Origin of the sequence: Inediibacterium massiliense (genome assembly GCF_001282725.1) — a bacterium.
Taxonomy (GTDB): Bacteria; Bacillota; Clostridia; order Peptostreptococcales; family Thermotaleaceae; genus Anaerophilus; species Anaerophilus massiliensis.
Genome location: NZ_LN876585.1, coordinates 198076 through 213214 on the forward strand (window position 1 = coordinate 198076; position 15139 = coordinate 213214).

At 28.2% G+C, this 15139-nt stretch carries 10 protein-coding genes and 1 other annotated feature; of the genes, 5 read left to right on the forward strand and 5 right to left on the reverse strand.

Annotated features, from left to right (window positions below):
* Position 1 precedes the first annotated feature (1 nt).
* Positions 2-2131 carry an ATP-dependent helicase gene (locus BN2409_RS03585; RefSeq protein ID WP_053955302.1) on the reverse strand — a complete coding sequence of 710 codons (2130 nt, stop codon included), beginning with the start codon at positions 2129-2131 and terminating at the stop codon, positions 2-4.
* 196 nt (positions 2132-2327) lie between these two features.
* Here BN2409_RS03585 and BN2409_RS03590 point away from each other — a divergent pair, with 196 nt between their 5' ends.
* Entirely contained in the window at positions 2328-3137 is an 810-nt protein-coding gene (locus tag BN2409_RS03590) for a histidinol-phosphatase HisJ family protein (protein ID WP_053955365.1), read from the forward strand.
* Positions 3138-3164: 27 nt separating this feature from the next.
* On the opposite strand, the gene brnQ is transcribed toward BN2409_RS03590, so the two are convergent.
* A complete protein-coding gene (gene brnQ, locus BN2409_RS03595) occupies positions 3165-4457 on the reverse strand; it encodes a branched-chain amino acid transport system II carrier protein (RefSeq protein ID WP_053955303.1) in 1293 nt (430 codons plus the stop codon).
* Between the two features lie 157 nt (positions 4458-4614).
* Positions 4615-4853: a binding site (T-box leader), on the reverse strand.
* Positions 4854-4930: 77 nt separating this feature from the next.
* On the opposite strand from brnQ, the gene BN2409_RS03600 reads away from it, so the two are divergent.
* A complete protein-coding gene (locus BN2409_RS03600) occupies positions 4931-5719 on the forward strand; it encodes a metallophosphoesterase (RefSeq protein WP_053955304.1) in 789 nt (262 codons plus the stop codon).
* A 22-nt stretch (positions 5720-5741) separates the two neighbouring features.
* Here BN2409_RS03600 and BN2409_RS03605 read toward each other — a convergent pair whose 3' ends face one another.
* The 3 genes from BN2409_RS03605 to BN2409_RS17600 all read right to left on the reverse strand — a co-directional run bounded on the left by BN2409_RS03605 (position 5742) and on the right by BN2409_RS17600 (position 7040).
* Positions 5742-6335, reverse strand: a complete 594-nt coding sequence (locus tag BN2409_RS03605) for a LysO family transporter (protein WP_053955305.1) — start codon at positions 6333-6335, stop codon at positions 5742-5744.
* Positions 6325-6669 (reverse strand): LysO family transporter, encoded by a 345-nt coding sequence (locus BN2409_RS03610; RefSeq protein ID WP_199872915.1) that lies wholly within the window; start codon positions 6667-6669, stop codon positions 6325-6327. Before BN2409_RS03610 ends, BN2409_RS03605 begins: the two co-directional genes overlap by 11 nt.
* Before the next feature lie 239 nt (positions 6670-6908).
* The gene (locus BN2409_RS17600) at positions 6909-7040 is read right to left on the reverse strand and encodes a hypothetical protein (protein WP_278320178.1); all 132 of its coding nucleotides are present in this window, start codon (positions 7038-7040) and stop codon (positions 6909-6911) included.
* Between the two features lie 258 nt (positions 7041-7298).
* Between BN2409_RS17600 and addB the strand changes: the two genes are divergently transcribed.
* From addB to queG, 3 genes are read left to right on the forward strand one after another with little or no spacing between them, the layout of a single operon-like run.
* Entirely contained in the window at positions 7299-10679 is a 3381-nt protein-coding gene (gene addB, locus BN2409_RS03615) for a helicase-exonuclease AddAB subunit AddB (protein WP_053955306.1), read from the forward strand.
* Complete coding sequence (gene addA / locus BN2409_RS03620; protein ID WP_053955307.1) at positions 10660-14226, forward strand: helicase-exonuclease AddAB subunit AddA; 3567 nt, start codon at positions 10660-10662, stop codon at positions 14224-14226. Before addB ends, addA begins: the two co-directional genes overlap by 20 nt.
* Positions 14227-14241: 15 nt before the next feature.
* Positions 14242-15138, forward strand: a complete 897-nt coding sequence (gene queG / locus BN2409_RS03625; RefSeq protein ID WP_053955308.1) for a tRNA epoxyqueuosine(34) reductase QueG — start codon at positions 14242-14244, stop codon at positions 15136-15138.
* Position 15139 lies beyond the last annotated feature (1 nt).

Here is a 15139-nt window from a genome sequence, read left to right on the forward strand (position 1 = left end):
CTTATTGGATCATACCTTGTTCTATGCACACCCCAATAGATAGACAGCGTACTCCAAACTTTTTAAAATCTATTTGAAAAGTATCTTGATCTATAGATAAGATTTTTCCTTCTCCAAAGAATTTATGATGAATTTTCATATGGATAGAAAAGGAATGGTCTATGGTCTTTTCTGATTTTATAGGATGAGAGGAAGAGAAATCTTTAGGAGAAGAACTATATGTTTTTAGATGACTTTGGAGTTCTTCTACAAAAGGAGAACTCTTTTGATAACTTCCATCTAAAAAGGTAGGAATCATCAATGAAAGATTTTTTTTTGCACGAGTCATACCTACATAAAAAAGTCTTCTTTCTTCTTCTATAAGGGTTATTGTTTCTTCTTTTGAAAGATCAGAAGGAATTTTAGGCGGAAATTGTCCATCTGTAAGATCGATCATATAAACCCGATCAAATTCTAATCCTTTAGAACCATGAACTGTAGAAAGATAAATGGATACTTTTTCCTTGTTCTTAGAGTTTTGAATAAAAAAGGATTCTAATTCATTTAATCTTTCTATCAATTCAATAAGAGAAGAAGCATTTTTGCTAATGAGCTTTAATTGTTCAAGAACCAATAATGTATTATCAAAAGATGATCTGATTCTTTGACAATAGTTTTTTAAGTATTTTTTATAATCAAGATTTTCTTCAATGAATACAAGAGCATCATAGGGTTTCATGGAAGATATAGTGTGAAAATCTTTTTGAAGTCTTTTTAAATTTTTGATTTGAAAACTCTTTAAATCAGGTTCACTTAAAAGGTTATCAAAAACAGAAATGGGTCTTTGATATTCTTTTATAGAAAGAATTGATTTTTTTGAAATATATCCATTCATTTTATAATAAATTTTTTCAAAGGATTCTAAATCATAAGGGTTAAGTGCTACTTTAAAAAAAGATAATAAATCTTTGATTAACCAATGGTGAAAAAAAGATGTTTGAAATCCATGGATAGAAAAAGAAATATTATTTTTTAAAAGAAAATCTACTAAAGCCATAGAAGAGACATGGCTTCTATAAAGAATTGCAGTAGTTCCTTCATAAGGTTTTTTTAATTCTTTGTAAATATATTGGATTTGTTCAAAAAAATCTTGTGTTTTTATGATTTGTACAGGTTCATAAGATTGATTTTGAGTATACATATTTTTTTCATATCGTTGTGTATTTTTTTTAATAAAATCATTACTGACACAAACTACTTCTTCGGAGGAACGATAATTTTTTTCTAAAAAAAATAATTTTCCACCTTTATAAATTTCATCAAAGGAAAGCAAGGCTTTAGGATGTGCTCCTCTAAACCCATAAATAGATTGATCGTCATCTCCTACCATAAATAAATTATGATGAGGACTCGATAAAAGATAGATAATATTATGTTGGATTTTAGAAGTATCTTGCGCTTCATCTACTTGAATATAAGAATAATGATTTCTATATTGGTGAAGAAGCATTTTGTCTTTTTTCAAAATAGAAAAAGCTAGAGATAACATGTCATCAAAATCAATGAAACCATGCTTTTTTTTGTATTTTTCATAGGAAATATAGATTTCTAAAAAGTGATTGATTTCAAAATCATAAGAAGAAAAATCATTTTCATCAATCATATTATTTTTTACAAAGCTTATATGACTTAAAAGGGCTTCAAGTTTTTCTTCTGTAAGTTTTTCATGATTGAATTGTTCATAAATATTTTTTAAAAGAATAGTTTTTTGAATTGGACTATGATTTCCTTCCATAATGGTATAGGAAATATTATTTTTTCGAGCATACTGATTGACAATTTTTAAAGATAATTGATGAATAGTAGAAAAATATACTTTTGAATGAATATGATTTCCAAAAACATCATAAAATCTTTTTTTCATATCTTTTGCAGAAGCTTTGCTAAAAGTTACAGAAAGGATATGGGAAGGATGAATTTTATGATGAAAAATTAAATGAGCTGTTCTACAAATGAGAGTAGTGGTTTTTCCACTTCCTGGAACTGCTAAAATCAAAGCAGGACCATTTTTGTGAAGAACAGCTTTTTTTTGTTGAGTATTTAGTTGAATGTTATGATTTTTTTGTAGCATTTGAAAAAATGAATTGTACAAGATTACTGCCTCCTTATTAAAAGATAGGATGCAATGTATAGTATAGCATACGTAAAGGATTATTCAAGGTCTCTAATCTATGATTTATGAAAAAGTAGAAACTATATAGAGAGAAGTTTTATTTATGATAAAATGAAAGATATTGAAAAAACTTAAGATATAAGGATTATTTTATAATATGGATTGGAGTGAGGATATGTACGATTATCATGTCCATACATGTTTTTCTCCTGATTCCTCTATGAATATAGAAAGAGCAATAGAAAAAGCCATTTCTATGGGACTTAAAGAGGTTGCTTTTACAGATCATGGAGAAATTAGTGTATGGAGACCAGATAAAGGAATTGTAGATGAGGTATTTCATATTCCTACCTATATAGAAAAGTTGCAAGAATTAAAGATCAAATATAAAAACCAGATTGGTATCAAGATAGGTATGGAAATTGGACTTCAAAAGGAAGAAAAAGAAAGGATTGATACAATCATTTCTAAATATCCCTTTGATTTTGTCATTGGCTCAAGTCATACTATACAAAAATATGATTTGTTTTTTAAAAAGATTTTTAAAGACAGAACAAAAGAAGAAGCTTATGATTTGTATTTTAAAGAAGTGGAAAAAATTACACAAATTATAGATAGTTATAGTGTATATGGTCATATAGATGTGATCAGAAGATATGCCTATGGAGAGTATGAAGATATTTCTATAGGTCAAAGACATATAGAACAAATGAAAAGAATATTTAAAATAATTATTGAAAAAGGGAAAGGGATAGAAGTCAATACTTCAGGATTTAGATATGGAATTGGCACCAATCATCCAGATGTAGATCTATTAAAACTTTATAAAGATTTAGGTGGAGAAATCATTACAGTAGGATCTGACGCTCATAAAGAAGAAGATATAGGATATAGAATCAAAGAGACTTATAAAATTTTAAGAGATTTAGGATATAAGTATATTACAACTTTTGAGGATATGAAGCCTATGTTTGTAAAATTGTAAAAAAAAAACTGTCATTAGACAGTTTTTTTATTCTGCACAAGAGTTAGGATCATTTTTAAAAAGAAATGCACTAATGATTCCAAATGTAATAGCTGGGATTACCCATGCAAAGCCAGCATCTGCAAGAGGTATATGACTAATGATATTTTTTAAGAAAGCAATATTGATACCTATTGCACTAAGCCCATCATAAAAGCTTACAAGTAACGCTCCAAATACAGCTCCTATATAGGCTCCTTTTGGCATTAATTCATCTAAAACATTCATAATAATCAGTACAGCAGTAATAGGATATACTGTTACCAATAGAGGAACTGCAATAGCTAGAATTTTTTCAACTCCACCGATAGCAAAAACACCACTAAATATAGAAGTTGCAATAACAATGACTTGGTAACTTAGTTTGTTATTACTTAATTTATTAAAGAAAGTTCCAACAGTTGCAGTCAATCCAATAGATGTAGTAAGACATGCTAAGGATACAACGATTCCTAGAGCTACTTTACCAAAATCACCTAAAAGGGTATTTGTAATACTCATGAGTAAAACAGATTTATCTATAGTAGTAGGATAAACAGAATTTGCATGAGAACCAAGATACATAAGCCCTCCATATACTACTCCTAAACTAATCGCTGCAATGATTCCAGCTCTTATAGTAATAGTAACTTGTTCATTTACATCTTTATATCCTTTTCCAACAAGAGCAGTAAGCATGACTCCTGCAAATACTACTGAAGCTAAGGCATCCATTGTTTGATATCCTTCTGTAAAACCTTTTGTAAATGGATTTCCCTCCATTGCAGTAGCAGCTGTTCCTACAGGAGAAACAAATCCTTTTATAATAATTACAAATATTACAATAAGAAGAACAGGTGTAAGAATTTTACCGATTTTATCCACGATCTCAGATGGTTTAATAACAAAATATAAAGTAAGACCGAAAAATATAATAGATGAAATTACAGGACTGATTCCTGGAAAATTAGGAAGTACTCCCATTTCAAAAGTAGTTGCTCCAGTTCTTGGAATAGCTAAAAGAGGACCGATAGCTAAAATAATAATGGTTGCAAATATTTTGCTAAAAACTGGATGAACTTTATTACCTATATCATTAATCGTTCCGCCTGCTTTTGCAGATGCGATAATTCCAAGAAGTGGCATACCAATAGCAGTTAAGAAAAATCCAACAGCACACATAACCCAGCTTTTACCTGCGACCAATCCTAAAAAAGGTGGAAAAATTAAGTTCCCGGCTCCGAAGAACATAGCAAATAAAGCAAGTCCCAATACAAAAGCGTCTTTGTTTTTTTGATTCATTTACATCCCTCCATAATAAAATAAAAGTTGAAATTTTTGGAAAAATCTAAAAATTCATATTCCATTGAAATATAGATCAGAAATTATGATGTAGCTACAATTTTATAAATTACATAATTTCATATAAAAAAACCTTCACCTCTATGAATAAAATATTCATAGGGACGAAGGTATATTTCCGTGGTACCACCCTATTTTGCATAAAAATGCCTTAATTGGATTGAAGAATTTTTCAGATCCTAGCCAGATATCGGTGGCAACCGGCCAAATTTACTAATTGATTTCAAAATGGCTGCTCAGAAGTGAGTATTGTATACGGCTTTGACGCTAACTTTCAGCAGATGTCAGCTCTCTGTAGTCAAAGAGACGTATTTTTTTCTTCATCATTGCATTATTTTGTGTAATTAATTAATATGTATTATATGCTGAATTTTAAATCTTGTCAATTAATTTTTAAAAAAGAGGTGATAAAATTGAAAAAATATATTCTAGGAATATCATTTGTATGTATTTTGTATCTATTTTTACAGGTAAATATAACAAAAGTAAATAAAGTTCATATAAAGACAAATAAATTTTCAAAAGAAGAAAAAATTACTTTATTGCAAATATCTGATGTTCATGATAAAAAGCTTTTTATGGAAACTATTTTAGAAAAAATAAAAAAATTAAAACCTGATATGATTGTATTTACAGGAGATTTAATTGATGGAAAGACAAAGGAATATGAAAATATATATTCTTTTGTTGAAAAAGTAATAAAAATAAATCCAAATGTATATTTTGTATCAGGAAATCATGAATGGAGAAATAAAAATACAAAAGCTTTTTTAAGAGGATTAAAAGAAAGACAAGTCAAGATTTTAAATAATGATTATGATATTTTAAAAAAGGAAAGCATCACTTTAAATATATATGGCATAGACGATCCGTATACTCATCATGATGATTTAAAGAAAGCACTTTCACATAAAGATGATTCATTTTCTATTTTATTGTCGCATTCTCCTAATATTATATTTAGAGAAAAACCTTCTATAGATCTTATATTGTGTGGTCATACGCATGGAGGGCAAATAAGAATTCCATTTATAGGAGCTGTTGTGGTTCCAGGTCAGGGATTATTTCCTAAATATGATAAAGGAATTTTTTCATTAGGGAAAACCACTTTATATATTGATAGTGGATTAGGAACAAGTACAGCTCCTATTCGTTCTTTCAATCAAAGTCAAATGAGTTTGATTATAATAGAAGGAGAATAAAAAAACCTCTCATATGAGAGGTTTATAGGTTAATAAGTATAGGTACTAAAATAGGAACAGAGCTAGATAATATAACTCCTGTAATAAATGCTACAATAGCTGTTTGAGAATTGGTAGCATTAGAAATAATAGGAAGCGTTGTATCCATAGCTGTGGCTCCTGAAGGAGCTATGGCTTCAAAGTCCCCGATATATCTTGCTACGAATGGAATAGAAATAAGTGCAATAATTTCTCGAACTACATTAGAGATAAAAGCCAATGCACTAAGTTCTGGTGAATATTGAGTAAGCATCATGGCAGATAAAGTATACCATCCAAAACCTGCACCTACTGCACTAGATTCATTGATTGGAAGATGAAGTAAAAATCCACCTACAATACTGCCTACAATACTTCCTATACCGATCATCAATGGAATCAAAAGAATTTTAAGTCCCATTTTTTTGATTTGAGAAAAAGCATCTTTATTTCTACCCATATCTAAACCAACAAAGAATAATAAAAGACATAATCCTATATCAATGATTAAATCAGTATGCTGTAATATATCTGCAGATAAAAAGAAATATCCAAAACCTATACCAAATGCTACAGAGCCGATAATATTAAAACTCATGAGAAGCCGCCTCCTTCTTCATGGTTTTGACTTTATGATTCTTTTGAGATGCTACACCCTTTATGACATAGCCCTTTACGAGTTTTACACATAGTATGCTAAATAAAACTGCAAAAACAGACATAATAAGAGCTTGATAACCAAGCTTAAAAAAAGACGATAAAACCTTTTCATCTACACCGATTCGAATTCCCATAATAAAAAGTAAAAACAGAAGGCATAAGTTCTGAATAAAATTTAATTTACTAGTTAATTTTTCAGACAAATGACCCTTAAAACCTATCAAAGCTCCAATTCCTAAAATAAATAAGTAGAGTAGTAATCTTGTTACCATTACTTTGCCCCCCTTTAGATTAGTAAAATATTACCTTACCTTCTTCAAGATAACATAGTTTTATATAGATAACAAGCGTTTTCCTAACAAATAGAATAATTAGAAAATACGAAAAATAAAGATAATTCTTCGAAAAATAAATTAAGTAAATATTTTTCATAATACATTAGGAAAAATATTTACTTGCTAAAATTGCATATCATTTGGTAATTTACGTTATTTTTAATAATGATTATAAATTAATTATAATATTTTATTTTTTTAATATCTCTAATTTGGGGATAAGTAGTTAATAAATGATTTAAAAATAATAATAGTTCCTTGGGTTTACCAATAAAACAAATTCTATTTTGAGATGTAAATTTTAACATATTTCATATCCCCTTCCTAATATGAGTATAAAAAATAGGACTATATACCTATTTTTATACTGATTATATCATTTTTTTATTTGAATTTCACGAAAAATGTCAAATTTTAAGAAAAAATAAAAATAGAATGAATAAAATGAAAATGCAAGGAATTTTAATAGAAATATGAGAAATTTTTGTATATGAATCACACCTATAGCCATCTATGTAAAAAGTAAATTATGATATAATATTAAGATAAAGTGAGGGAGTGAAAGCATGGGAATTTGTTGTGTTTTTGGAAGAAGTGGAGTAGGAAAAACCCATTTTGTACTTGAAGATATAAAAAAACATATAGAAAATACAAATCAAACTTTAATTTTAATTGTTCCAGAGCAATTTACTCTACAAGCAGAAAGAGATTTGATTGAAAAATTAGATCTTCCAGGAATTATGCATATTGAAGTTTTGAGCTTTACAAGGCTTGCCCATAAAGTTTTAAATGAGGTAGGAGGAATTACTAGAGTTCATATTAATGAACAAGGGAAAAATATGATTCTTAGAAAAATTATAGATGAAGGACAAAAAAATCTTACTATTTATCAAAATGTATCTACACAAGATGGATTTATTCCTATGTTTCATGAGCTTTTATGTGAACTGAAACAGCAAGATATTTCACCTATGGATTTGTTACTGGGAATTGATGATATGGATGAAAATGAAATATTATATTCTAAAATCAAAGATATTACTTATATTTATGAATGGTTTGAATCTTATTTAGAAGGGCGTTATATAGATAATGAAGATTATTTTAATTTATTAATTGAAAAGATGGACGAGGCAAAATTTTTAAAAGATGCTTATATTTGGATTGATGAGTTTGAGAGCTTTACCTCACAGACTTATAGAATTATAGAAAAATTAATGAAAATGGCTAAGGATTTTACAATTACTTTTTCTATGGACCCTTCTTCAAGGAAAGAAGATGGAGATTTGTTTAAAATATCAGAGATGACTTATGAAAAGATTTCAGATATGGCTTTTCAAAATGGTCTATCTAAAAAAAATATAGATTTGAATCAAGAAAATAAATTTGCTATGAAAAAAGATGAAATTCATCATATAGAAAAAAATATTTATTCTTATCCTTATCATACTTTTTTAAAAGAAACAAAGGATATAGAAATTTTTGCAGGAGTGAATATTCATAGAGAAATAGAAAATGCAGTAGCTCAAATGATTAATTTGGTAAGAGAAAGAGGATATAGGTGGAAAGATTTTTCCATTGTATCTAATGATTTAAAAAGTTATGCACCTCTTATAAAAAGTATATTTGAAGAGTATAATATTCCATATTTTTTAGATCAAAAAAGGGAAATTACACATAATCCTATTGTTGAATTTATTTTATCTTCTTTATCTATTGTATGGAAAGGGTATAGATATGAAGATGTATTTCGTCTTTTGAAAACGGGATTTACAGATATAGATGTAGATCAATATGAGAAACTTGAAAATTATGCTCTTCAGTATGGAATCAAAGGGGATCGTTGGAAAAGAGATTTTGAATATGGAAAAGAAGTCAATGATTTAGAAGAGTTTAATAAATATAGAGAAATTTTTATAAAACCTATAGAAAATTTAGAGAAAAAAATTAAAGGGAAAAAAAATATTTCAGAAATTACAAAGGGTTTATACAAATATTTAGAAGAAAGTAATCTTCAACAAAAGATAGAAAAGTGGATTGATTATTTAAGGGACAAGGGTAAATATGAGTATGTCAATGAAAATACACAAATATGGAATGTAATTATGGAAGTATTTGATCAGCTTGTAGAAATCATGGGAGATCAAAGGGTTTCATTAAAGGAATATATAAGAATGCTTGATTCAGGATTTGCATCCATAGAAATAGGAATTATTCCGACATCGATTGATCAAGTGTTAATAGGAAATATGAGTCGATCAAAAAGTCATGATATCAAGGCTTTATTTGTATTAGGAGTCAATGATGGAATATTACCATCAGGAAAAGAAGAGGATGGAATATTATCCGATGAAGAAAGAATGTATATGAAGGAACAAAATATATTATTAGGACATGATCGAGAAAGAAAAGCATACCAAGAAAAATTTACAATTTATTCTACTTTTTCAAAGCCTAGTGATTATTTATGGGTAAGTTTTTCAATGGCTGATGAAGAAGGAAAAGCCATGCGTCCATCTATTCTTATAGACAAGCTTAAAAAAATATTTCCAAAAGTTAAGCTCTATAGTGATTTGACGGATGAGGTTTATCAACAAAAAAGAATGATTGCAACTCCTAAAAGTACATTTAAGCATCTGGTTGAAAATATAAGAATGAGTGTAGATGGTAAAGAAATCAATCCTATATGGTGGGATGTGTATGGATGGTATTATAAGCAAAATGATTGGCAGGAAAAATTAAAAATGGTTGTAGAAGGATTTTTTCATCAAAACCAAACAAATTATATACAAAAAGATACTGTGAAAAAACTATATTCTATGCCCATAAAATCTAGTGTTTCAAGATTAGAACAATTTGTAAATTGCCCGTTTGCTCATTTTATTAAATATGGATTAAAGCCTCAGGATCGAAAAATATTTGAAGTAAAAGCACCAGATATAGGACAAATTTTTCATAGATCTATGGAAGCTTTTACAGAAAAGCTAAATGAACAAAAAATTGCTTGGAGACAATTAAAAAAAGATCAATGTGAAGCAGTTATGGAAAATGTAATAGATGAGATGATTCCTTCCTATGAAAATGGAGTAATGCTGAGTACAAATCGATATAAGTATCTTGTAAAAAGATTAAAAAGAATTTCTAAAAGAGCTGTGTGGACATTAACAGAACATATCCAACAAAGTGAATTTGAGCCTAAGGAATATGAAGTTGAATTTGGAATGAATAAAAAATATCCTCCTATTACGATAGAAATTTCTGATGAAGAAAAAATATATGTAGAAGGAAGAATAGATCGTGTAGATGTATTAGAAGAAGAGGATGAATACATTAAAATCATAGATTATAAATCAGGAGATAAAGATTTTAATCTTTCGGATGTATATTATGGATTTCAATTACAGCTTATGATTTATTTAGATGCTGTATTAAATGGAGGAGACGATCGAAAGCCTGGAGGAATTTTTTATTTTAAAATAGATGATCCTATGGTGAAAACAGAAGAAAAAATAAAAGAAGTAATAGAAGAAGAAATTAAAAAGAAATTCAAAATGAAGGGGTTAGTAGTAAAGGATATTCACATTGTTAGAAAAATGGATTGTGAACTAGAGGGATATTCTCAAATGATTCCTGTAGGAATTAATAAAAAAGGAGAATTTTATTCAAATTCTTCTGCAGTAGATGAAAAAGCATTTAAAGAATTGATTTTACATGTAAGAAAATTAATAACAGAGATTACTCATGAAATCATGAAAGGTAATATTGATATTCATCCTTGTAAAAATGGAAAGCAAACGGCTTGTGATTATTGTCAGTATTTGAGTATTTGTCAATTTGATACAAAAGTGGAAGGAAATGACTATAAAAATATGAAAAAGCTATCAGATGATGAAGTAATCGTAAAGATAAAAAATGTGAGGGATGAAAATGGTAAATTGGACGGATGATCAAAGAAATGCCATTGATGCAAGAGATTGTAATTTATTAATTGCAGCAGCAGCAGGATCAGGAAAAACTGCTGTGTTAGTAGAAAGAATTATACAGATGCTTATAAAAGATAAATTAGATATAGATAGATTATTGATTGTAACTTTTACCAATGCAGCTGCAGGAGAAATGAGAGAAAGAATTTCACAAGCTATTATGAAAGAATTAGAAAATACAGATGCAAATGAAGAACATTTAAGAACACAGCTTCATTTGATTAATAGAGCATCTATCAGTACACTACATGCATTTTGTATAGATGTAGTCAAAAAATATTTTCATCTTATAGATATAGATCCTCATTTTAGGATTGGAGATAGTACAGAAACTACTATTATGAAGCTTGAGGCTGTAGAAGAATTATTTGAAAGTCAATATGAAAAAGAAGAAGAATATTTTTTAGGACTTGTAGAGCGATTTGGAGGCAATAAGGAAGATACACCTCTTGGAGATCTGGTTCTTCATTTATATGAATTTATTCAAAGTCAACCTTATCCAATGAGGTGGCTTAAGGAAAAGGTTGAGGATTTTAAATTGAATACAAATACTTTTAAAGATACCAATTGGTATAAAAGTTTTGTTAACCAAATCCAAATGTATTTGATTGCAGCAAAAAATGTATTTTTAGAAGGAAAAAAAATTTGTCAAAAAACTTATGGACCAGAGGGGTATATAGACGCTATACAGCAAGATATTTTTTTAGTAGAAGATTTGATGAATGCTTTAGATAAAGATATTCACACATTTTATGATGTTGTTTCTAATATAGAGCATAAAAGACTTGGAAAAATAGATAAAGAAACAGATGAAGATTTAAAGGAAGCGGTAAAAAGTTTAAGAGAAGAAGGAAAGGATATTTTAAAAAAGATTAAGAATGAAATATTTATGAAAGAACCAAAAGATTTTATAAAAGATTTAAATGAATTACATCCTTACATGGAATATTTATATCATCTTTTAGTAGCTTTTGGAGAGCTTTATCATGAAAAGAAAAAAGAAAAAGGTATTGTAGATTTCAATGACTTAGAACATTATGCACTGTCCATTTTAGAAAATGAGGAAGCATCGAAAGAATATAGAAAAAAATATGAATATATTTTTGTAGATGAATATCAAGATAGCAATATTGTTCAAGAAACGATTTTAAGCCTTATAAAAAGAGAAAATAATTTATTTATGGTAGGAGATGTAAAACAAAGTATTTATCGTTTTCGATTGGCAGATCCTTCTTTATTTATTCATAAATATGAAAGCTTTCAAAAAGATAAAAATGCTAAGAATAGAAGAATTGATTTAAGTAAAAATTTTAGAAGCAGAGAAGAGATTATTCATGGAGTAAACTTTATTTTTAAAAACATTATGACAAAGGAATTAGGAGAAATAGATTATGATGAGGATTCGTATCTTTATTATGGAGGAGAAAATGAAGATATAGAAAACATGGAAGTAGAATTTTGTTGCATAGAAAAAAAAGAAGATGGCATAGATGAGGAGATCCAAGATTTAGAGGATATGGAAGTAGAAGCACGTATCATAGGGAAAAAAATAAAGGAATTGTTAAAAAAAGAAATATATGATTCAAAATTACAAGGATTTAGAAAAATAAATTATAAAGATATAGTGATTCTTCTTCGTAGTACAAAAAACTGGGCTCAAAATTTTTTAGAAGTTTTTATAGAAGAAGGAATTCCTGCTTATGCAGATGTGAATACAGGATATTTTGAAGCAGTAGAAGTCAATATTTTTATGAATCTTTTGAAGGTGATAGATAACAAAAGACAAGATATTCCACTACTCAGTATGATGCGTTCTCCAATAGGAGGATTTTCTACGGAAGAGCTTATCAAAATTCGTACAGAAAGTATAGAAAAAAGTTATTTTGAAGCAGTTTATAACTATGCCCAATACAAAGATACGTTAGGAGAAAAATGCAGAAAGCTTTTAGAAAGAATAAGTATTTGGAAAGAAGATGCAAGATATATTCCTATGGACGAACTCATTTGGAAGCTTTTAAAGGAAACAGGATATTATCATTATGTAGGGGCTATGCCAGGAGGAATACAAAGACAAGCAAATCTAAGAGTATTGGTAGATCGAGCAAGGCAATTTCAAGAAACTTCCATAAAAGGGCTCTTTAATTTTATCAAATTTATTGATAAGCTTAAAAGTAGCAGTGGAGATATGGGAACTGCAAAAACATTAGGAGAAAATGATGATGTAGTAAGAATTATGAGCATTCATAAAAGTAAGGGATTAGAATTTCCTATTGTGATTGTAGGGGGAATGGGGAAACAATTTAACCTTAGAGATAGTTATTCACAAGTTTTATTTCATAAAGATTTAGGGTTAGGCCCTAGATATGTAGAACCAAACTTAAGACAATATACAGATACACTTCCTAAGATTATTATGAAACATCAAATTAAAACAGAAAGTTTATCGGAAGAAATGAGAATACTATATGTAGCTATGACAAGAGCAAAAGATAAACTTATTTTAGTAGGAGCTATAAAAGATTTAGAAAAAACTTGTAAGAAATGGACAAATCCAATTCATTCTTTTTATTTATCTCATGGAAAAAATTATATGGACTGGATAGGACCAGTACTTATAAGGCATAAAGATGGAGAAAAATTAAGAGAATGGGCAAATATTCCAGTAGATAAAAATAAATTATGGAAAGATGCTTCAAGATGGACTGTTGAAAGATTGAGTAAAAGAGATATTCAACAAGAAGAAACAGAAAAGAAAATCAACCAATTAGCATTTAGAAAATTTTTGGAAAATTTTACAACGCAGAATGTAGAAAATGAAGAATTTGTAGAAAGTAGATTGAATTTTAGGTATCCTTATGAGATTGCTACTCAAATTCCATCTAAAATGTCTGTAACAGAAATTAAAAAATTATCTTTCAAGGAATTAGATACAATTAAGATGAATATCCCAGCATTAGTTCAAAGGCCAAAATTTATGGAAAAAACAAAAAAGTTGACAGGAGCTCAAAGAGGAACATTGATTCATTTTGTCATGCAGCATCTTAATTTATCAAAGGTAGGAACACAAGAACAAATCAAAGGACAAATAGAAAATATGATAGAGATAGAATTGTTAAAAAGAGAAGATGTAGAGAATATAGATATTAAAAAGATTCTAAACTTTTTTAAAAACTCTATTGGAAAAAGAATGATAGGAGCAAAAAAAATATATAGAGAAATTCCATTTAATTTTGTAAAAAAAGCTTTGCAAGTCATTTCAAATGTAGAGGATTGTCATGAAAAATTGTTGATCCAAGGAATTATTGATTGCTATTTTGAGGAAGAGGATGGATTGGTTTTAATAGATTACAAGACAGATTATATAGGTACTCAAAATAAAGAAGAAATTATCAATCAATATATGATACAGATAGAATTGTACAAAGAAGCTTTAGAAGAAATTACTAAAAAGAATGTAAAAGAAAGTTATATTTATTTATTTGATATAGAAAAAGAAGCGAGAGTATTGTAAATAGAAGGGACAGAAATGAAGAATAAGTTAAAAGAATTTTGTAGAGAAATGAATATTGAACATGTAGGAATTGCACCAGCAGAACCTTATAAAGAATTAGAAAATATTTTAAAAAAAAGAATTCAAAAAGGATATTTGACAGGCTTTGAAGAGAAGGAAATACAAAAAAGAATCAATCCAAAAGAAATTATGGAAGATGCCAGATCTATTATTGTATGTCTTTTTCCTTATTTTATAGGAAACAAAGAAAGTGGAAATTTATCTAAATATACTTATGGATTGGATTATCACAAAGTAATTGAAGAAAAATTAGAAAAAATAGGGCATTTTTTAAAAAATGAAATAAAGGATTTTTCTTATCAATCTTTTGTGGACAATGGTCCTTTGGTAGATCGGTATTTAGCATATATTTCTGGAGTAGGATATTTTGGTATGAATCATCATATTATTACAGATGATTATGGTTCTTATGTATTTATTGGATATATGATTAATAATTATCCTTTTGAAGTAGATTCTCCTTCTAATAAAACTTGTATAGAATGTGGCAAATGTATAAAGAGCTGTCCAGGAGGAGCATTGCTTTCAAACTACGAAATGAATCCTAAAAGGTGTATTGCTTATTTAACACAGAAAAAAGAAGCTTTGACGGATGAGGAAGAAAATATCTTAAAAAAAGGAAAAACCATATTTGGATGTGATATTTGTCAAGATGTATGTCCCCATAATGAAAATGTTAAAATTACGCCTTTAGAAGAATTTAAAGAAAACATTATTCATAAAATAGATGAAACAGAAATCAAAAATTTGTCTAATAAAGGATTTCAAAAAAAATATAAGGATCGTTCATTTAGCTGGAGAGGTAGAAAAACCATTCAAAGGAATCTATATATTTTTAAAGATAAGGAGTAAT